The 20237-nt window shown below is 28.9% G+C and carries 18 protein-coding genes and 10 tRNA genes; all 28 read left to right on the plus strand.

Features of this window, described 5'->3' with window-relative positions; translation table 11 throughout:
• Positions 1 to 51 precede the first annotated feature (51 nt).
• The 28 genes from CLSA_RS00535 (at position 52) to CLSA_RS00670 (ending at position 20207) form a co-directional block, all read left to right on the plus strand.
• Positions 52 to 1017, plus strand: a complete 966-nt coding sequence (locus tag CLSA_RS00535; RefSeq protein ID WP_022743479.1) for a ribose-phosphate diphosphokinase — start codon at positions 52 to 54, stop codon at positions 1015 to 1017.
• A gap of 189 nt (positions 1018 to 1206) precedes the next feature.
• Complete coding sequence (locus CLSA_RS00540) at positions 1207 to 1893, plus strand: response regulator transcription factor (RefSeq protein ID WP_022743480.1); 687 nt, start codon at positions 1207 to 1209, stop codon at positions 1891 to 1893.
• Positions 1894 to 3327 (plus strand): sensor histidine kinase, encoded by a 1434-nt coding sequence (locus tag CLSA_RS00545; protein WP_022743481.1) that lies wholly within the window; start codon positions 1894 to 1896, stop codon positions 3325 to 3327.
• A gap of 181 nt (positions 3328 to 3508) precedes the next feature.
• The gene (pth, locus tag CLSA_RS00550; protein ID WP_022743482.1) at positions 3509 to 4084 is read left to right on the plus strand and encodes an aminoacyl-tRNA hydrolase; all 576 of its coding nucleotides are present in this window, start codon (positions 3509 to 3511) and stop codon (positions 4082 to 4084) included.
• A 14-nt stretch (positions 4085 to 4098) separates the two neighbouring features.
• On the plus strand, positions 4099 to 7599 hold the full coding sequence (gene mfd, locus CLSA_RS00555; protein ID WP_022743483.1) for a transcription-repair coupling factor: 3501 nt from the start codon (positions 4099 to 4101) through the stop codon (positions 7597 to 7599).
• Between the two features lie 127 nt (positions 7600 to 7726).
• Complete coding sequence (locus CLSA_RS00560; RefSeq protein WP_022743484.1) at positions 7727 to 8761, plus strand: peptidylprolyl isomerase; 1035 nt, start codon at positions 7727 to 7729, stop codon at positions 8759 to 8761.
• A gap of 358 nt (positions 8762 to 9119) precedes the next feature.
• Positions 9120 to 9299, plus strand: a complete 180-nt coding sequence (locus CLSA_RS00565; RefSeq protein WP_022743485.1) for a hypothetical protein — start codon at positions 9120 to 9122, stop codon at positions 9297 to 9299.
• A gap of 147 nt (positions 9300 to 9446) precedes the next feature.
• Positions 9447 to 11639, plus strand: a complete 2193-nt coding sequence (locus CLSA_RS00570) for a peptidase domain-containing ABC transporter (RefSeq protein WP_022743486.1) — start codon at positions 9447 to 9449, stop codon at positions 11637 to 11639.
• A 13-nt stretch (positions 11640 to 11652) separates the two neighbouring features.
• On the plus strand, positions 11653 to 12174 hold the full coding sequence (locus tag CLSA_RS00575; RefSeq protein WP_022743487.1) for a beta-barrel domain-containing protein: 522 nt from the start codon (positions 11653 to 11655) through the stop codon (positions 12172 to 12174).
• Between the two features lie 437 nt (positions 12175 to 12611).
• Positions 12612 to 13163, plus strand: a complete 552-nt coding sequence (gene spoVT, locus CLSA_RS00580) for a stage V sporulation protein T (RefSeq protein WP_022743488.1) — start codon at positions 12612 to 12614, stop codon at positions 13161 to 13163.
• A gap of 109 nt (positions 13164 to 13272) precedes the next feature.
• A complete protein-coding gene (locus CLSA_RS00585) occupies positions 13273 to 14811 on the plus strand; it encodes a putative polysaccharide biosynthesis protein (RefSeq protein WP_022743489.1) in 1539 nt (512 codons plus the stop codon).
• 16 nt (positions 14812 to 14827) lie between these two features.
• Positions 14828 to 16279 carry a bifunctional methyltransferase/pyrophosphohydrolase YabN gene (gene yabN / locus CLSA_RS00590; RefSeq protein ID WP_022743490.1) on the plus strand — a complete coding sequence of 484 codons (1452 nt, stop codon included), beginning with the start codon at positions 14828 to 14830 and terminating at the stop codon, positions 16277 to 16279.
• Between the two features lie 218 nt (positions 16280 to 16497).
• Positions 16498 to 16773 carry an HU family DNA-binding protein gene (locus CLSA_RS00595; protein ID WP_002582985.1) on the plus strand — a complete coding sequence of 92 codons (276 nt, stop codon included), beginning with the start codon at positions 16498 to 16500 and terminating at the stop codon, positions 16771 to 16773.
• Positions 16774 to 16844: 71 nt separating this feature from the next.
• Complete coding sequence (locus tag CLSA_RS00600) at positions 16845 to 17105, plus strand: RNA-binding S4 domain-containing protein (RefSeq protein ID WP_022743491.1); 261 nt, start codon at positions 16845 to 16847, stop codon at positions 17103 to 17105.
• A gap of 246 nt (positions 17106 to 17351) precedes the next feature.
• Entirely contained in the window at positions 17352 to 17645 is a 294-nt protein-coding gene (yabP, locus tag CLSA_RS00605; protein ID WP_022743492.1) for a sporulation protein YabP, read from the plus strand.
• Positions 17646 to 17654: 9 nt separating this feature from the next.
• Positions 17655 to 18047, plus strand: coding sequence for a spore cortex biosynthesis protein YabQ (gene yabQ, locus CLSA_RS00610; protein WP_022743493.1), 393 nt, complete (start codon positions 17655 to 17657; stop codon positions 18045 to 18047).
• A gap of 79 nt (positions 18048 to 18126) precedes the next feature.
• Positions 18127 to 18420, plus strand: a complete 294-nt coding sequence (locus tag CLSA_RS00615) for an FtsB family cell division protein (protein WP_022743494.1) — start codon at positions 18127 to 18129, stop codon at positions 18418 to 18420.
• 156 nt (positions 18421 to 18576) lie between these two features.
• A complete protein-coding gene (locus CLSA_RS00620; protein WP_022743495.1) occupies positions 18577 to 18981 on the plus strand; it encodes a S1 domain-containing RNA-binding protein in 405 nt (134 codons plus the stop codon).
• Between the two features lie 225 nt (positions 18982 to 19206).
• Positions 19207 to 19295, plus strand: a tRNA-Leu gene (locus tag CLSA_RS00625).
• A 20-nt stretch (positions 19296 to 19315) separates the two neighbouring features.
• Positions 19316 to 19391 (plus strand) — tRNA-Met (locus CLSA_RS00630).
• A 5-nt stretch (positions 19392 to 19396) separates the two neighbouring features.
• Positions 19397 to 19473 (plus strand) — tRNA-Met (locus tag CLSA_RS00635).
• 6 nt (positions 19474 to 19479) lie between these two features.
• Positions 19480 to 19568 (plus strand) — tRNA-Leu (locus CLSA_RS00640).
• 21 nt (positions 19569 to 19589) lie between these two features.
• Positions 19590 to 19665: transfer RNA gene (locus tag CLSA_RS00645), tRNA-Met, on the plus strand.
• 19 nt (positions 19666 to 19684) lie between these two features.
• Positions 19685 to 19760 (plus strand) — tRNA-Met (locus tag CLSA_RS00650).
• 7 nt (positions 19761 to 19767) lie between these two features.
• Positions 19768 to 19844, plus strand: a tRNA-Met gene (locus CLSA_RS00655).
• Positions 19845 to 19850: 6 nt separating this feature from the next.
• Positions 19851 to 19939 (plus strand) — tRNA-Leu (locus CLSA_RS00660).
• A 21-nt stretch (positions 19940 to 19960) separates the two neighbouring features.
• Positions 19961 to 20036, plus strand: a tRNA-Met gene (locus CLSA_RS00665).
• An 82-nt stretch (positions 20037 to 20118) separates the two neighbouring features.
• Positions 20119 to 20207, plus strand: a tRNA-Leu gene (locus CLSA_RS00670).
• The last annotated feature ends 30 nt before the right edge of the window (positions 20208 to 20237 follow it).

A 20237-nucleotide genomic window follows, 5' to 3' on the forward strand; every position in this document is an offset into this window, starting at 1 on the left:
GGCAATTAATATATCTGAACTAACTAAAATTTTAAGGAGGTCTTCTTAATTATGATAACTCATGGAAGAAATATAAAAGTCTTTACTGGAAACTCTCATCCACAATTGGCGGCGGATATAGCGGATATATTAGGTGTTCCAGTAGGAAAGTCTAAGGTTTCAACTTTTAGTGATGGAGAAATATCTGTAGATATTAATGAAACTGTAAGAGGTAATGATGTATTTATAGTTCAATCTACTTGTTCACCAGTTAATAATAATTTGATGGAATTGTTAATTATGATAGATGCATTTAAAAGAGCGTCAGCAGGGAGAATTACAGTAGTTACTCCATACTATGGATATGCGAGACAAGATAGAAAGGCTAAATCAAGAGATCCAATAACTGCAAAATTGGTAGCTGATTTATTAACTGCAGCAGGAGCACATAGAGTTTTGACTATGGATTTACATGCTGCACAGATTCAAGGTTATTTTGATATCCCAGTGGATCATTTATTAGGATCACCAATACTAGCAAGACATTTTATTTCAAAAGGACTTGCAGATAGAGAAGATGTTGTAGTGGTATCGCCAGATTTAGGTAGTGTTACTAGAGCAAGAAAATTTGCAGATAGCCTACATGCACCAATAGCTATTATAGATAAAAGAAGACCAAAAGCAAATGTTTCGGAGATAATGAATATAATTGGAGATGTTGAGGGAAAGGTATGTATCTTAATTGATGATATGATAGATACTGCTGGAACTATTACAAATGCAGCAAATGCACTTAAAGATTTAGGAGCAAAAAACGTATATGCATGTTGTACTCATGGTGTGTTATCAGGACCTGCAATGGAAAGAATAAACAAGTCAGCAATTGAAGAGCTGGTAATGTTAAATACAATTCCGCTAAGAGATGGTATAGATAAAACTAAAATAACATCAATTTCGGTCGCACCTTTATTTGCAGAAGCAATAAAGAGAATTTATGATGATCAACCAATAAGTAAATTATTTGAATATCAAAAATAATACATATAAAAAAGCTCCCTCTATGGTTGTAGCCATTGAGGGAGCTTTAAGGTTATAATATATTCAATGCTAATTCATGTGCATTTATATAAAATGAATCAATTGCAAATAATATTGGAAATGTAATTAATGATTTTAGTATTAAATACAAATTATTAAATTGTAAGAAAAGGAGGGGTTAAGTAAAGTATGGAGCGATTTTCAGGAAAAGTTTTAATTGTAGATGATGATGAAAATATTAGTGAAGTAATAAATATGTATCTAAAAAGTTCGGGATATGATACTAAAATAGCGCTAAATGGTAAAGAAGCACAAGATATGTATTTAGATTATAATCCAGATTTAGTTTTACTTGATGTAATGATACCATATATAGATGGAATTGATGTTTTAAAATGGATGAGAAAACAAGGTGAAACTCCAATTATAATGATTACTGCAAAAGGAGATACTTTTGATAAAGTTTTGGCGCTAGAGCTTGGAGCAGATGATTATATAGTGAAACCATTTGAACCTAAAGAATTGCTAGCTAGAGTAAAAGCAGTTTTAAGAAGATATTCAACAGATACAGTTAAGAGTGAAGTTATAAAGTTAAGCGATTTATTAATAGATTCAATGTCATACAAAGTAACATATAATGGCGAAGACATAAAAATGCCACCAAAGGAGTTTGAACTTTTATATTATTTAGCTAGCAATAAAAATAAGGTATTTACAAGGGAACAGTTGCTTTGTGAAGTTTGGGGATATGATTATCCGGGTGATTCTAGGACTGTAGACGTACATATAAAGAGATTAAGAGAAAAATTAAGCAGCGGTGAAACTTGGGAAATACAAACTGTATGGGGTGTAGGATATAAATTTGAGGTGAACTAAATGAGAAGAATGAGTTTGCTTTTAAAATTAATAATTACATTTACAATTATTTTGGGAATTGTGTTAGTTTGTTTGGCGTGGATATTATCTATGTGGTTCAAGGTTTATTATTTTAAAGAAAAAAGAACTCAATTTGAACAATGCATTTCGAATGTTCCAAGTGCAATGTTAACGTATAGAGCTAAAGATTCTATTGGAAAGGGTAATGAAAAGGATATTGATAGACTTCAAACAGTTGTAGACGCATTAAGTGGTGCAGTAAATGCAGAAATACTTATTTCAGATAAAGATAGTTCCATAATTTTGTGCTCTAAATTTGAGGAAAATAAAAAATTAAAAGTATTGCCTATCATCTCAGAAGAAAATATGAATTCATTATTAAAAGGAAAATCAATAGAATATGTTAATGATCATTACACTTATATATATCCAATTTTAAAAGATAACGAATTTCAAGGATATATGATAATGACAACACCGTTGTCAGAAATAAATGGACAGTTACATAAGATTTATCTTATTATATGGATATCTGCATTAATAGCAATGATATTTGCTTCATCAGTATTATCACTATTTTCAAAGAAGATATTAATAAATCCATTGGCTGAAATAAATAATGCAGCAAAGGAATTTGCTAATGGTAAAGTTAATAAAAGAGTTTATGTAAAATCACAAGATGAAATAGGTCAGCTTGCTGACTCATTCAATATAATGGCAGAATCATTAGAAAAAGTTGAAAATAATAGAAGAGAATTTATATCAAATGTTTCTCATGAATTAAGATCGCCTATAACATCAATAAAAGGTTTTATAGCTGGAATAATAGATGGAGTTATTCCAAAAGATAAAGAGGGATATTATTTAGAACGAGTTTATAGTGAGATTCAAAGGCTGACAAGACTAATTAATGATTTGTTAGATTTATCAGCAATTGAATCAGGAAAGTTAAAATTTCATATTAGGAAAATTGACATAAATGAATTGATTAGATTATGTGTAATTAATAATGAAACAAAGATAAAGGAAAAAGCAATAACGCTAAAGATAAAGTTGTTAGGCCAAAATTGCTATGTAAGTGCAGATGAAGATAAAACAATGCAGGTTATAACTAATTTACTTGATAATGCTATTAAGTATTGTGGTAATAAGGGAAATATAAGAATTAGTATATTTTCTAAAGGGCCAAAAGTATTTGTAGAAATCTATAATGATGGACCCAAAATTAAAGATGAAGAAATACGACATATATGGGATAGATTCTATAAATCGGATAAGTCTAGAACTAATAAAGTTAGTAGTGGGTTAGGACTTTCTATAGTAAGAATGATACTTATGCAGCAAGGTGAAGAAATATGGACTGATAATAATAAAGATATAGGAGTATCATTTACATTTTCACTTACAAGATATTCATCAATAAAGATTAAATGATATTTTTATTGATGAAATTATTTATAATTACAAATATAATATTGTATTTGTAATTATAAATAATTTACACTAAAATCAGTAAAAGTAACTCGATTTTATAGCAAGATTAAAATAGTAACATATACAAATTAAAGTAAATTCGTAATAATTTCATAATAAATTTTTAAGGAGGAAAAATTTAATGTTTTTGATAGTAGGACTTGGGAACCCAGGAAGTGAGTATGAGAATACAAGACATAATATTGGATTTAAAGTTGTTGATAACATTGCAAAAGAGTATAATATTGAGATAAACAGGCAAAAATTTAAAGGTATATATGGTGAAGGTTTTATTGATGGAGAAAAGGTAATATTATTAAAACCAACAACTTATATGAATTTAAGCGGAGAAAGTATAAGAGAAGTAGTAGATTTTTATAAACTTACAAATGAACAGGTATTAGTTATATATGATGATATTAGTTTAGATGTAGGTAGATTAAGAATAAGGGAAAAAGGTAGTGCAGGAGGACATAATGGTATAAAAAGCATTATATCTCACCTTGGTACAGATGTTTTTCCAAGAATAAAAGTAGGCGTAGGACAACCTAATGTAGATTTGGTTAACTATGTCTTAGGAAAGTTTACTAAGGAAGAAATGTTAGTTTTGAATGAAAGTATAGATGCTTCAACAAAAGCATCAAGAGACATAATAAAGAATGACGTAAAAACAGCTATGAATCAATTTAATGGGTTTAAGGCGAATAAGAGTATTTAAGGATGGTGCAAGAAATGAGATTGAAGGGGTTATTACAGCCCTTGGAAAGTAGTGAACAATTTGAAAATATTATAAAAGGCATTGAAGCAAAAAGATATCCTATTGGTGTTTATGGAACATCAGAATCAGGAAGAGGATATGTTATAGATAGTATTTTTGAAAATATAGATAAATCTATGATAATTGCTACCCAAAGTGATATGGAAGCAAAGAATCTTTATGAAGATTTAATATTGTATACTAATGAGGTGTACTACTTTCCGGCTAAGGAAATGGTTTTCTATAATATAGATGCTATTTCAGGAGATTTAAGATGGGCAAGACTAAAAGTAATAAATGAAATATTAAATAAAAAGAAAAAAATAATAGTAACATCAATAGATTCATTTGCAGCTAAATATACTCCACATAAATTATTTGTAGAGTATAGCATGCATCTTAAAGAAAATGATGAAATTAATATTGTGGAGATATCAAAAAAATTGATTCAATCAGGATATGAGAGAGTAGAAATGGTTGAAGGAAAAGGCCAATTCTCATTAAGAGGTGGAATCTTAGATGTGTTCCCAACATGTTCAACTTATCCATATAGAGTTGAACTTTTTGGTGATGAAATAGAATCTATTAGAACATTTAATATAGAATCTCAAAGAAGTATTGAGAAGGTAAAAAAAATAGATATATTTCCAGCAAAAGAGATAATTATATCAGAAGAAGCATTATCTCTCGGTCGTGATAGATTAAGGGATGACTTTGAGAAAATTACATCAAATGATAAAGATAGTGAAAGAGTAGATAAACTAAGAAAAATATTAAATAAGAATTTAGAATCACTAGAAGAAAAATCATCTTTTGAAACAATAGATAGTTATTTACCATATTTCTCTGAAACTACGGAAAGTTTTTTTGATTATTTTAAGGATTATTTTTTTGTAGTAAATGATGTTCAAAGATGCAAGGGTAAATTGGAATCAATATATTTAGAATTTGAAGAAAACTTTACTGCTTTCTCGCAAAGGGGGGATATATTCCCAAGACAAGGAGAACTTTTAATAAGTAAAGAAGAAGTGTTTGAATCATTTGAAGGAAAAAATATTGTTTTCTTTGAATCATTAACAAAGGCTAATGATTGGCTAAAACCATTTGTAACAGTTAATGTATCACAAGTAACCTTAAATAATTATCAAGGACAATTAGATTTATTAATTGATGATATATTAAGTAAAAAAAGTTTAGGATATAAAACGTTGATATTATCTGGAACAAGGGCAAGAGGAGAACGTTTAGTTGCTACGCTTAGAGATAGAGGAATAGAAAGTTCTTATCGAGACACAATTGATGATATTCAATATGGTGAGGTTGTAATTACATTTGGAAATCAGTTAAAAGGATTTGAATATCCTGAATATAAAATATGTTTAATATCTGATAGAGAGGTATTTGGAGAAGCGAAGAGAAAAATTAAAAATAAGAAATCCAAGAAAAAAGGGGTTTCTAAAATAAAAAGTTTTGCTGAACTAAAGCCTGGTGATTATGTAGTTCATGCTAATCATGGTATCGGTGTATATAAGGGAATTAAGCAAATTGATGTTGCAGGACACAAAAGAGATTATTTAGATATCGTGTATGATAAGGGAGATAAGCTATATGTTCCTGTAGAACAGCTTGATTTAATTCAAAAGTATATTGGAAATGAAGGAAAGTCTCCAAAAGTTAATAAGCTTGGAAGTGCTGAATGGCAAAAGGCAAAAGCTAAAGTTAGGAAATCAATTAATGAAATCGCAGAGGATTTAGTTAAGCTTTATGCAATGAGAACAACAGTAAAGGGACATAAATTTTCTAAAGATACAGAATGGCAAAAACAATTTGAAGATGAATTCCCATTTGAGGAAACTCCAGATCAATTAACTTCATTAGAGGAAATAAAGTTAGATATGGAATGCGATAAGCCTATGGATAGACTTTTGTGTGGTGATGTTGGATATGGAAAAACAGAAGTTGCGTTAAGGGCGGCATTTAAAGCAGTTATGGATGGTAAGCAAGTCGCACTTTTAGTTCCAACTACTATTTTGGCGGAACAACATTATAAGAATATGAAAAATAGATTTTCTGATTTCCCTATAAAAATAGATATGGTTAGTAGATTTAGAACAACAAAACAACAAAATGAAACTCTTAAAAAAGTAAAAGAAGGAAATGTAGATATTTTAATAGGAACACATAGATTAGTGTCTAAGGATATTCAATTTAAAGATTTAGGACTTCTTATAGTAGATGAAGAGCAAAGATTTGGAGTGAAACAAAAGGAAAAGATTAAAAATATCAAAAAAAATATTGATGTTTTAACCTTGAGTGCAACACCTATACCAAGAACTCTTCATATGTCATTAAGCGGTGTTAGAGATATTTCAGTTATAGAAACTCCACCGGAAGAAAGATATCCAGTTCAAACTTATGTTGTAGAACAAAATGATCAGCTTATAAGAGATGCAATACTTAGAGAAATAGGTAGAGGTGGTCAAGTTTATTTTGTTTATAACAGAGTTGAGGATATTGAAAGAATAGCCAAGTATGTACAAGGATTAGTTCCAGAAAGCAAAGTTGGAATTGCTCATGGACAAATGGCTGAAAGGCAACTAGAAAAAGAAATGTTTGACTTTATGGCTGGAGAATACAATGTATTGGTATGTACAACTATAATAGAAACAGGAATGGATATTCAAAATGTTAATACAATAATAATTTATGATTCAGATAAAATGGGATTATCACAACTTTATCAATTAAGAGGTAGAGTAGGAAGATCAAATAGGATAGCATATGCATATCTTTTATATACAAAAGATAAGGTTTTGACAGAAGTTGCAGAAAAAAGGCTTAAAGCACTAAAAGATTTTACTGAATTAGGTTCTGGTTTCAAGATTGCTATGAGAGATCTTGAAATAAGAGGTGCAGGTAACATGATGGGTTCATCTCAACATGGTCATATGGCTTCAATAGGATATGATTTATATTGTAGGATGCTTGAAGATACGGTTAAGTTAATTAAAGGCGAAATTCAAAAGGAGCCAGTAGAAACAACTGTAGATGTAAAAGTTGATGCGTTTATATCAGAAAACTATATAGATGACGAAATTCAAAAAATCGAAGTGTATAAGAAAATTGCCGCAATTGATGGTATAGAAGATTATAATGATATAAAAGAAGAATTAGAAGACAGATATTCTAAAATTCCAGAACCAGTTTATAATTTAATGGATATTGCATATATAAAGAGCCAAGCTAAATCGATTTTTATAGAAGAAATAAAGGAAACTCCTAAAGAGATAATATTTAGATTTGCTGAGGGAGAGAGCGAATACAAGAACATATTTAAATCTTTAATTGAAAAATATAAAGATAGTGTAGTATTAAAATTTGGATTAAATCCATATTTTGCATTTAAATTAAAAAATATAAAGATGGAAAATAAATTAGAATTCTTGAAGAATGTATTCAATGACATAATATTGTAACAAACATATGATATAAATATATATATTGAGTAAAATTAGTGTAAAAAAATTGAATTGTAAAGTTAATATTGATATACTAATATCATAACTTTTTACAGCAAATTTATGAATAAGTGAGGGGAAAATTTTGAAAAGATTAAAGAAAATTGTTGCAGCAGCAGTAATAGGTATGGTTGCAGTGTCTGTTATGGGATGCAAGATGATTGAAAAGACACCTGAAGCGATACAACAAACGGTATATGCAGAAGTTGGAAATGAAAAAATAACAAAGGCTGATTTAGATAACGAATTAAAATCAACTGTTGAGTCAATAAAGCAAAAATATGGAGAGGATTATGAAAATAATGCTCAAATAAAAGATCAACTTAAGCAAATGAAGCAACAAGCTTTAAATGCAATGGTAAATGAAAAATTAATGATACAACAGGCAGATTCATTAGGCGTAAATCCATCAGAAGATGACTTAAATAGCGAAGTAGATAAAAATATACAAACTCTTAAGAGTCAATATCCACAAGAAGGACAATTTGAACAACTATTACAAGCAAATGGATATACAGAAGATTCATTTAGAGATTATCAAAAGAAACAAGTATTAGTTAAGAAAGTTTATGATGAAATAGTTAAAGATGTGACTGTTTCAGATGACGATGTTAAATCATATTATGATGAAAATAAAGATAGCAAATATTCACAAGGTGCTGGCGCAAATGCATCACATATTTTAATTGCAGAAAAAAATGCTGATGGTTCTTCAATAGATTATGACAAATCATTAGAAAAAGCAAAAGAAATAAAAGCTAAGTTAGATGCAGGCGGAGATTTTGCACAGTTAGCAAAAGACAATTCAACAGATGGAAGTAAGGATTCAGGTGGAAGCTTAGGATTTGTAGCTTATGATAAAGCTAATTACGATAAAGATTTCTTAGCTGCATTTAAAAATTTAAAAGAAGGACAAATTTCAGATCCAGTAAAAACTCAATTCGGATATCATATAATTAAAGCTACTGGATTAAAGGGTGCACAAGTAACTCCTTTAGATGAAGTCAAGGACGATATTAAAAGTGAATTATTACAACAAAAGCAAAGCGATGCCTTTAATGCTAAAATAAATGAATGGAAACAAAGTGTTAAAGTTAAAACTTATGAAGACAGATTATAGTTTTGATTTACAATAGTTTTATAAAGTAAATAATAAAAAATGATACCTATAGATTGTACATATGAAAAGTGTTTGGTCTATAGGTATTTTTTATAATACTAAAGGCTAACGACAATAAAAATACTTTCAGAAATAATGAATTTATTTGAAGAAGTAAATATTATTGCAATAAAACATACATTTAAGGGGGGGAAAGGAAAAAAATCAATATAACCAATAATATATACAAGTTATTTGCGTTTTATGGATAAATTTGTATGTTTGGAGTAAAAGGCATTTATTTAATTTAAGTATTATGAGAATATGTAATTGTAAGTAGATTAATCACTTATATAAAGAATAAAAGGAGGATGTTAAAATGTTAGAATTAACACTTAACCAACAAAAACAGATAAATGGGGGGGCATACGTAGTTAGAATTTATAGAAATGGTAGTCTTATGAAAACAGTACACGGATTTAATACATTAAATCAAGCAGAAGCTTGTGCTAATATGTATGTTAATCACGGATATAGAGCGAGAATATCTGCTGAATAAGCTAGAAATAATTTTATTTAATTAAAATTATATTTTATCTAATAACAAGAAAAGCTGATTTCTAAATGAAATCAGCTTTTCTCATAAAGTTTAAAATAACATAAATGATTGATTATTATGGGAAATTATAGGATAAAAGGTGAGCAGATGAATATATTTAAAAAATATTATTGCATAAAACAACATGATATGAAAGATTGTGGACCAGCATGCATAGCTACGATTTTAAAACAATATGGCTTAAAGATGCCAGTATCAAAAATAAGGGAAGTATCAGGAACAGATTTAGAAGGCACCTCAGTTTATGGACTGGTACAAGCAGCAAAAAAACTAGGATTTAGTTGCAAAGCAGTAAGGGTAGTAAAAAAAGAAGAGATATTTGATAACTTACCCCTACCTTTAATAGCACATGTTATTATAGATAATATGTTATTGCATTATGTAGTAATACATAAGATTTCTAAGAAATATATTTTAGTGGCAGATCCCGCTAAAGGTATTATTAAATATACACCAGAGGAATTTTTTAAAATATGGAGTGATATATTAATTTTAATGATTCCTACAGCCACGTTTAAAAAGGGAGATGAAACTAAAGGGATTTTTCAAAGATTTTGGGGATTAATAAAAGTTCAAAAGGGCTTATTAATAAATATATTTATATCATCTTTATTAATAACAATATTAGGCATGGCTGGATCATTTTATTTTCAGTTTTTAATAGATGATATACTACCCAATAATTTAAGTAAGGATTTGTTTTCAATCTCGATAGCAATGCTAGTACTAATTATTTTTAAAATTATAACAGAATTTTTTAGAAGTATTTTACTTATTTATATGGCTCAAAATATAGATATTCCACTATTGTTAGGTTATTATAAACATGTAATAAGATTACCTATGAACTTTTTTAGTACAAGAAAAGTGGGAGAGATTATTTCGAGATTTAATGATGGTGGTAAAATAAGAGATGCAATTTCATCGGCAACTATAACTTTAATGATTGATGTTGTAATGGCATTAGCTGGAGGGATAGTCTTATATATTCAAAATTCAAAGCTATTTCTTAGCTGTTTAATTCCGATAATTTTATATTTAATTTTGATATTGAGCTTTAAAAATAAATTAAAAAAAATCAATAGAAGGGTTATGGAAGATGATGCGACATTAACGTCCTATTTAGTAGAATCGTTAGAAGGAATAGAAACAATAAAATCTTTTAATGGTGAAAATTTGGTGGAAGTAAAGACAGAGAATAAGTTTTTAAAGCTTATGAAGAGTTGCTTCAAACATGGATATATTCATAATCTTCAAGGGACATTAAAGAGTGTGATAAGTAGTATATTTGGTATATGTTTATTATGGTTTGGAGGTAGTTTAGTTTTAAAAGGCGAGATAACTATCGGAGAATTAATAAGTTTTAATGCATTACTTGCATATTTTATTCAACCAATAGAAAGGTTAATAAATTTGCAACCACAATTGCAAGAAGCAATGGTTGCTAGTGACAGATTAGGAGAAATATTGGACTTAGAGTTGGAAAAGTCAATAAATGAAAAAATAAAACCTAAATCATTAATTGGTGATATAATTTTAAAACATGTAAACTTTCAATATGGAGTTAGAGATAAAGTTTTAAATGATATAAGCATGAATATAAAAAAAGGAGATAAAATAGCATTCGTTGGGGAAAGTGGTTCAGGAAAAACAACAATTGCAAAACTTTTAATGGGATTTTATAAATTAGAAGATGGAGAAATAATTATAAATAATTATAATATAAAAGACATAGATAAAAAAGTATTGAGAGATAAGGTTGGTTATATATCCCAGGATTCATTTTTCTTTTCTGGAACCATAAGAGAGAATTTGGAATTTGCTGATAAGGATATAACTTATGAAGATATGATTTGTGCTTGTGAGAAGGCACAAATACATGAGTATATAGAAAATTTACCTTTAAGATATGAAACAATTTTAGAAGAAAAGGGAATGAATTTATCTTGTGGGCAAAGACAAAGATTATCAATAGCTAGAGCTTTATTAAAAAAACCAGAAATATTAATAATGGATGAAGCAACATCTAATCTTGACTCCATCACAGAAAAAGCAATACAAAAGACGTTGGAAGAATGCTCGGGAAATTTAACTACAATAATGATAGCGCATAGGTTAAGTACAATTATGAAATGCAATATGATATATGTTATAGATAAAGGAAAGATAGTAGAAGCTGGTACGCACAAAGAATTATTAGAGAAAGAAGGCTATTATTACAACTTATGGAGTGTTCAAAGTATTGATAAATCAGATAAAATACTTGTAGATAATATATGAAGGTGGTACTGTAATGAAATATAAGATTGAAAATTTAGAAGAGATAACAGATGCCAAAGATATAATGAATGCTTATTTAAATTCATGTTCATATAAATTATTAAAATATATATTGTATATAGTAATGTCATTTTTGATTTGTATTATGGTTTGGTCTATATTTGCGAAAAAGACTATAGTAATCAGTGCACATGGAGAATTACATCCTAAAGATAATATTTGTAACATATATATTAAAAATACAAGTTTAGGAACTATAAAAGAAGGTGACAGAGTACAATTAGAAACTATACCTTTTTCAAAAAATGAATATGGAGTAATAACTTCTAAATTAGAAAATATAAGTGATGATATTGTAATAGATGAAAAATCAGGAGAAAAATATTATACAGCAGATTGTAAATTAGATACTAATATACTTGTTGATAAAAGAGGAAACAATGTAAATATAAGAAATGGAATGGAAGCTAATGTGAGCATAGTAACTTACGAGACATCATATTTCAAATATATATTAAAAAAGTTAATACAATAGCGTAAAGTTAGGCAAATATTAAAAAGTTATTTGTTAAAGTTAAATTGATTGTTTTATAATATCAAGACTAATAATTAGTTCATTATAGAAAAAAATATTAATATGTTAGTCAAGAATGCAATGAGTAATAACCAATATACATGTTATTACTCGTTTTTTTGTATAGATAATTAAGAGAAAAACTAAAGTTATGCATATATCATGGGAAGCAGATGTTATGAAATTGGTATATTTACTAAAAAGTTGAAGTTTTAAAACTTAGATACATTAACGCTTTAACAAGTTTATTTATATAAAATTGTTGAAGCGTATATATGTTAAAAAATTTAGAAATAATATATAATATAAAATTTGGTTATAAGTGTATAAAATTTCTATAAATTCAAATAATAATATTGCAACTAATCAATAGAGTTTTAAAGGAGGTTATATAACCAATGAAGGCAACAGGAATTGTTAGAAGAATTGATGATTTAGGAAGAGTAGTAATTCCAAAGGAAATAAGAAGAACTTTAAGAATAAGAGAAGGGGATCCACTTGAAATATTTACAGATAGAGATGGTGGGGTAATTTTAAAAAAATATTCTCCAATTGAAGAACTTACTGATTTTTCAAAGGAATATTGTGAAAGTTTACAACAAGTTATAGGTCACATTGTTTTAATAGCTGATAAGGATGCATTTGTTTCAGTTAGTGGAGTTCCTAAGAAAGAGTATATTGAAAGAAAAGTTAGCAGCGAATTAGAAAAAATAATGGATGAAAGAAAAACTGTATTATTAAATAAATCTGCAGGTACAGTAATACCATTACATAATGATGATGATGAAGCTTCTTATACAAGTCAAGTTATTGCACCAATTATAGCAGAAGGTGATGAAATTGGTGCTGTAATTATTCTTTCAAAAGAAGTTGATGTGGAACTTGGTGATGTTGAAACAAAACTTGTTGAAACAGCAGCAGCGTTTTTAGGTAAACAAATGGAACAATAATTTTATAGAATCGTAATACATAAATTTAAAATTTTTAATAACTAAAAGTCATAATACCTCTGAACTTACAATAATAATAATTAGTAACATGTAAGTTTGGAGGTGTTTTATGAGAAAACAATCCCTAATGAAAGCAAGTATAATTCTTGGGATCTCAGGCATATTAACTAGGTTTTTAGGTCTTTTTTTTAGGTGGCCACTAATAATGCTAATAGGAGATGAAGGAATAGGATATTATCAAATGTCTTATCCATTATATATGTTCTTTATAGCAATAGCGTCAGGAGTACCTGTTGCAATTTCTAAAATGATATCAGAAAAAAATGCAATTAATGATTTAAATGGTACATTTGAAGTTGTAAAAGAATCTGCTATGTTAATGATGATAATAGGGACAGGCACTACTTTATCATTATTCTTTTTTGCAAAACCTATAATATCGTTTTTAAAATGGGATGCAAAAGCTTATTACTCATTGATAGGTATATCTTTTGCACCTGTTATGATATCGTTCATGACTATATTTAGGGGATTTTTTCAAGGATTGCAAAATATGACGCCATCAGCTATATCGCAGATTATAGAACAGATGGGGAGAGTAGTTTTTGGAGTTGGACTTGCAGTATTTTTATTACCAAAGGGAATAGAATATTCTGCAGGGGGAGCTGCTTTTGGAGCAACGGCTGGAGCAGTGATTGGAAGTTCGTATTTATATTCGAAATATAGAAAAATTAAGAAATCTTATGGAATTAAAAAAGTTAAAAGTAATCCTGAAGTACTAAATAATATATTAAAAATTGCAATACCGATATCATTAGGTACAACTGTTGGATCAATTATGAATTTAATAGATTCGATTTTAGTTCCACAAAAGTTATTGCAAGCAGGATTTACTAATACACAATCTACGGTTTTATATGCCCAATTAACAGGAAAAGCTTCTGTAATTGTAAATGTTCCTTTAACTCTTTCAATGGCAATTTGCACATCGTTAATACCTATTATTGCTGAAAACTTTATACTAAAAAAGCAAAATGAATTAGAAAATAAAATAGATGCATCTATGAAGATGGCAGCAGTAATTGCAATACCATGTATGTTTGGTCTTTTCTTTTTAACTGAGCCAATAATGAAATTTATATTTCCAGGACGATTTGAGGGAATAGAAATATTAAAATATTTATCGTTGTCAATTCCATTTATAATAATTACTCAAACAACAACATCTATTTTACAAGGAACAGGAAATTATATAAGACCTGTAATCAATTTATTAACTGGATGTGTAGTTAAAGTTATATTGACATGTATGCTTGTTCCAATGGCAGTATTTAACATTTATGGGGCTGTTATAGCAAGCGTTGGAGCATATGTAGTAACAAGTATATTAAATTTAATAACTATGAAATTAATGTTAAAAGTAAAACTTAATTTATATCAAATAATAATAAAGCCAGCATATGCATCAACTATAATGATGTTAATAGTGTTAATGAGTTATAATATTATATATAGAAATACAATAAGTAATGGTATATCTTGCTTAATATCTATATTTTTAGGTATGATAGTATATATGATACTAGTAGTTGTATTTAAAATATTTAAAATTGAAGAGATAAGAGATAGATTTAGAAGAAGAATGTAAAAAGGAGAGAAACCTAATGATTAAAATAGTAGGATTAGGACCTGGAGCTAAAGAAGCACTAACTGTAGGAACAATAATTGAACTTGAAAATAATAAAAATATATTTTTGAGAACAGAAAAGCACCCAACAGTAGATTATTTGGAAGAAAAGAATATTAAATTTGGCACTTATGATAATGTTTATGAAAGTATGGATAGCTTTGATGAAGTATATTTATCCATAGCAAATGACTTAATAGAAAAGCATAAGAAGTTAGGTGATTTGGTTTATGCAGTACCAGGACATCCATTGGTTGCAGAAAAATCAGTATTTAATTTAATAAATTTATGCAAAAAAAATAACATAGAATATAAAGTTATGCCAGCAGTAAGTTTTATTGATGCTATGATGGAAGCACTTATGATTGATCCGATAGAGGGATTAAAGGTTATAGATGCATTTGATATAAATAATCAGGTTTTGGATAAGAGAATAGGAACTATAATTACTCAAGTTTATAATCCATTAATAGCATCTGAAGTAAAGTTGAAGTTATTAGAGCAGTATAATGATGAAACAGAAATTTATTTTGTAAGAGCTGCAAGAATACAAGGGCAAGAGAGTATAAGAGTGATACCTTTGTTTGAATTGGATATGCAAGAGGATATAGATTATTTAACATCTATATATATTCCAAAGGATTTAAATAACAAACGAGATTTTAATGATCTTTTAGACATAATAGAAGTTTTAAGAGGTGAAAATGGATGTCCTTGGGATAGAGAGCAAACTCATAAATCACTTGAAAAAGCTTTAGTAGAAGAGTCTTATGAAGTTATAGATGCTATAGAGAAAGATGATGATAATTCATTGATTGAAGAACTAGGGGATGTACTTCTTCAAGTTGTGTTTCATGCATCAATTGGAAAAGAAGATGGATATTTTGATATAGGAGACATAATTGAAGGAATTTGCAATAAGATGATAAGCAGACATCCGCATGTTTTCCGAAATTCAAATAAGATAGATTCATCTGAAGAAGTGATTGAAAAGTGGGAAGATTTAAAGAAAAAGGAAAAGGGTTATGAAAGTTTGACTGAAGAAATGAATGGTATAACAAAAGGATTACCTTCGCTTTTAAGAGCTCATAAGATTCAACAAAAGGCTAAGAAAGTTGGATTTGATTTTGAAGATTTAAATTCAGTTATAAACAAAGTAAAAGAGGAGCTTGAAGAGGTAATTGATGTATATAATACAAAGAATATGGAGAAAATAAAAGAAGAGGTTGGGGATTTATTATTTTCATGTGTTAATGTTGCAAGATTTTTAAATATAGATGAAGAAATTGCATTAAATTTTACGGCTGATAAGTTTATAAAAAGATTTGATTATATTGAAAGAATGGCTAAAGAAAAAGGAATAAAATTAGTTGATATGAAATTGAATGAAATGGATAAACTTTGGGTAGAATCAAAAAAACTAGATTAATGTAAATTTTATTAAAGGAATTTTTTAGTTTATGAAGAATTATAATTTATAAAGAACTATGTTGTAAAGATTTATTGTATTATTTAGTTAAGTGTAGGGAAATGAAGAGTTTTCTATAGACGGGTAGCTGAAGAGGTTATATAATAAAGAAGTGCAATTTAGTACATATAAGAAAGCAGTTAGAAAATAAATAACTGGATTTTAAGGAGGATGTTATTGTGAATAAAGCAGAATTAATAACTAGTATGGCAGAAAAAAGTAAATTAACAAAAAAAGATGCAGAATTAGCTTTAAAGTCTTTTATAGAAAGCGTTGAAGAAGCATTAGAAAATGGTGAAAAGGTTCAATTAGTTGGATTTGGAACTTTCGAAACAAGAGAAAGAGCAGCTAGAGAAGGAAGAAATCCTAGAACTAAAGAAGTAATCAACATTCCTGCAACAACAGTTCCAGTATTTAAAGCTGGTAAGGAATTTAAAGATAAAGTTAACAAATAATAAATATTAGTTAACTAATAGAGCAAATATGAACCCGAGTTTTCTCGGGTTCTTTTAATAAAGGAGAAAATATGAGATTAGATAAGTATTTAAAGGTATCTCGTATCATAAAGAGAAGAACAGTTGCAAAAGAAGTATGCGAGAGCGGACGTATATTGATAAATGATAAAGTAGCAAAGCCTTCTACTAAAATAAAAGAAGGAGATATAATACAAATAACATTTGCTAATAGAATATTAAAAGCTGAAATAATAAATATAGCTGAACATGTAAGAAAAGAAGATGCAAAACAGATGTATATAATTATTGAAGGTGAAGAAGATAAAGAGTAGGAACTAAGAGTATTTAGCTACTCTTTTTTTATGTAAAACTTTTAAGGCAAATTCAAGTAAATAACAAATCTATTTGTCAGCCTATTTTACATCATGTTGCACTGGTAAATTGTCCTAATGGGCTCGCTATTTATTTTTACGTGCCTAAAATATAGTTATAATCACATATTTCATTGAATATTCCTCATTCTAAATTAAAATAAATAAACATATATTGTATAAGAAGAATGAATGGAGGAATTTTTCATGGAAAAAAGATTAGAGAATAAGATTGAAGATAATAAATCTAATTTAGCTTTAGAAAATAGAAAAAAATTAACTTTAAGCGGAGTTATTGAAGTTATAAGTTTCGATGAACAAAAAATAGACTTAACTACTAATTTGGGTAATTTAACAATTAAGGGTGAGGAATTAAAGATGAATAAATTAGATGTGCAAAATGGTGATGTTATAATAGTTGGGAATATTGCCTCTATGGTTTACAATGGTAAGATAGCAAAAAAGAACAATGAGAGTATAATAAGTAGGCTGTTTAAGTAGAGGGTTGATATGCCATTACAATTAAGTATGCAATTTAATCTTGTTATATATAGTCTAATAGCAGGTATCATAACAGGAATATTGTTTGATATGTATAGAGCAATAAGAGGTTTTAGTTCTATAAAGATATTAACAATAATAGAAGACATATTGTTTTGGATACTTGCAGCTTTAATAGTATTTACTTTTTTGCTATATACCAACTATGCGTTCTTAACTCCATATGTATATATATTTATTGTTGTTGCTATTTTGTTATATTTAAAACTTATTAGTAGACATTTTTATTCTAGTGAAAAGATAATTATAAAATTTATAGCTAAAATAATTAGAATATTACTAAAAAACATATGTTATCCATTAAAAATAATTGCATATAAGGTTACAGATAAAAAAAAATAACAAAAAAAATTACTTGAATAATAGCGGTATAGTGTTTAAAATATACTTAAGAGAATTTGTAAAATAGAGGTTCTGTAGTATGAAGAACAAATTAATGATAAAAAAATTAATAATTGTTGGATTTATTATTTTCTTTGCTTTTAGTTATATTAGGCAACGTATAGAAATTAATAGAATTGAAAAAGAAATTGCTAATAAGCAATCTCAATTACAAGACGTTAAAGAGAAAAATGAAAGACTTCAAGATGAAGTTGAAAAAATTAATTCAGATTCATTGGATTATTTAGAAAAATTAGCAAGGGAAAGACTTGGAATGATTAAGCCAGGTGAAAAGGTTGTTAATAGCAGTACAACAGAATCAAGTTCTAATTAACTTTTATTTTATAAAGGAACTTAATGAACTCTAGAATAATATATTATAATTAAGTAATAATTAAAATTGTATTTTAAATTAAAGAACATTTGCAATAGTATAGTATTTGTTCTTATATTTATATATTTTTTAAATTTAAGGAGGAGTCTTTTAAACATGACCTTAATGGCAGGAAACATAGTAGAGGGCACAGTGATAAACATCACAAATTTTGGAGCTTTTATTGAAGTTGAGGGCAAAACTGGATTAGTTCATATTTCAGAAGTTGCAGATTCTTACGTAAAAGATATTAGAGAACACCTTAGTGAACAAGATAAAGTCAAAGTTAAAGTTATCTCAATTGATGATAATGGTAAAATTAGTCTTTCAATTAAACAAGCAAATGTTCAAAAAAAATCAGTTAAACCAGCAGAAATTGATTGGAAATCACCTGAAAAGAAAAAGGCGGCAGGAAACTTTGAAGACATTATGTCTAAGTTCTTAAAGGACAGCGAAGAAAGAATGCAAGATGTAAAGAAACATCAAGAATTTAAAGGCAAGGGTGGTAAAAAAGGCGTCTAAAAAACCTTTAAATGATATAAATATATATTAAAACAATTTATTAGCAAATTTAAAAGTATGGAGTAAATTAGGAAAACATAGTTTGCTCTATCTTATAAATTTGCTAAAATTTTAGTTATAATATAAAATTTAAATGAATAAAAAAATATATTAAAATTTTTGTTGACATCATGAAGATTATGCATTATAATTAGTCTTGTTGTTGACGATGTATCAACAAAATTTGCCGAAGTGGCGGAACTGGCAGACGCACAGGACTTAAAATCCTGCGGTGGTTAAACACCGTACCGGTTCGATTCCGGTCTTCGGCACCATATATATGAAAAACAAATATCGCGGGGTGGAGCAGTTGGTAGCTCGTCGGGCTCATAACCCGAAGGTCGTAGGTTCAAGTCCTGCCCCCGCAACCATTTATGGCGGAATAGCTCAGCTGGCTAGAGCACTCGGTTCATACCCGAGGTGTCGTAGGTTCAAGTCCTATTTCCGCTACCAATATGTGCCGAAGTGGCGGAACTGGCAGACGCACAGGACTTAAAATCCTGCGGTGGTTAAACACCGTACCGGTTCGATTCCGGTCTTCGGCACCATATATATGAAAAAACAAATATCGCGGGGTGGAGCAGTTGGTAGCTCGTCGGGCTCATAACCCGAAGGTCGCAGGTTCAAGTCCTGTCTCCGCAACCATTATATATAAAATAAATATCGCGGGATGGAGCAGTTGGTAGCTCGTCGGGCTCATAACCCGAAGGTCGTAGGTTCAAGTCCTGCTCCCGCAACCATTGATATGGCGGAATAGCTCAGCTGGCTAGAGCACTCGGTTCATACCCGAGGTGTCGTAGGTTCAAGTCCTATTTCCGCTACCAATATGTGCCGAAGTGGCGGAACTGGCAGACGCACAGGACTTAAAATCCTGCGGTGGTTAAACACCGTACCGGTTCGATTCCGGTCTTCGGCACCATATATATGAAAAAATAAATATCGCGGGGTGGAGCAGTTGGTAGCTCGTCGGGCTCATAACCCGAAGGTCATAGGTTCAAGTCCTGTCTCCGCAACCATTTAGTTTGAAAATGTATATAAGAATATTCAGAGTGATATTTGAAGTGTCGTAAATTCGTTTTATGTTTTCAATATTATTATGCCGAAGTGGCGGAACTGGCAGACGCACAGGACTTAAAATCCTGCGGTGGTTAAACACCGTACCGGTTCGATTCCGGTCTTCGGCACCAAAGACTTAAGTAAATTAATTTACTTAAGTC

The sequence above is a fragment of the Clostridium saccharobutylicum DSM 13864 genome, assembly GCF_000473995.1.
Taxonomy (GTDB): Bacteria; Bacillota; Clostridia; order Clostridiales; family Clostridiaceae; genus Clostridium; species Clostridium saccharobutylicum.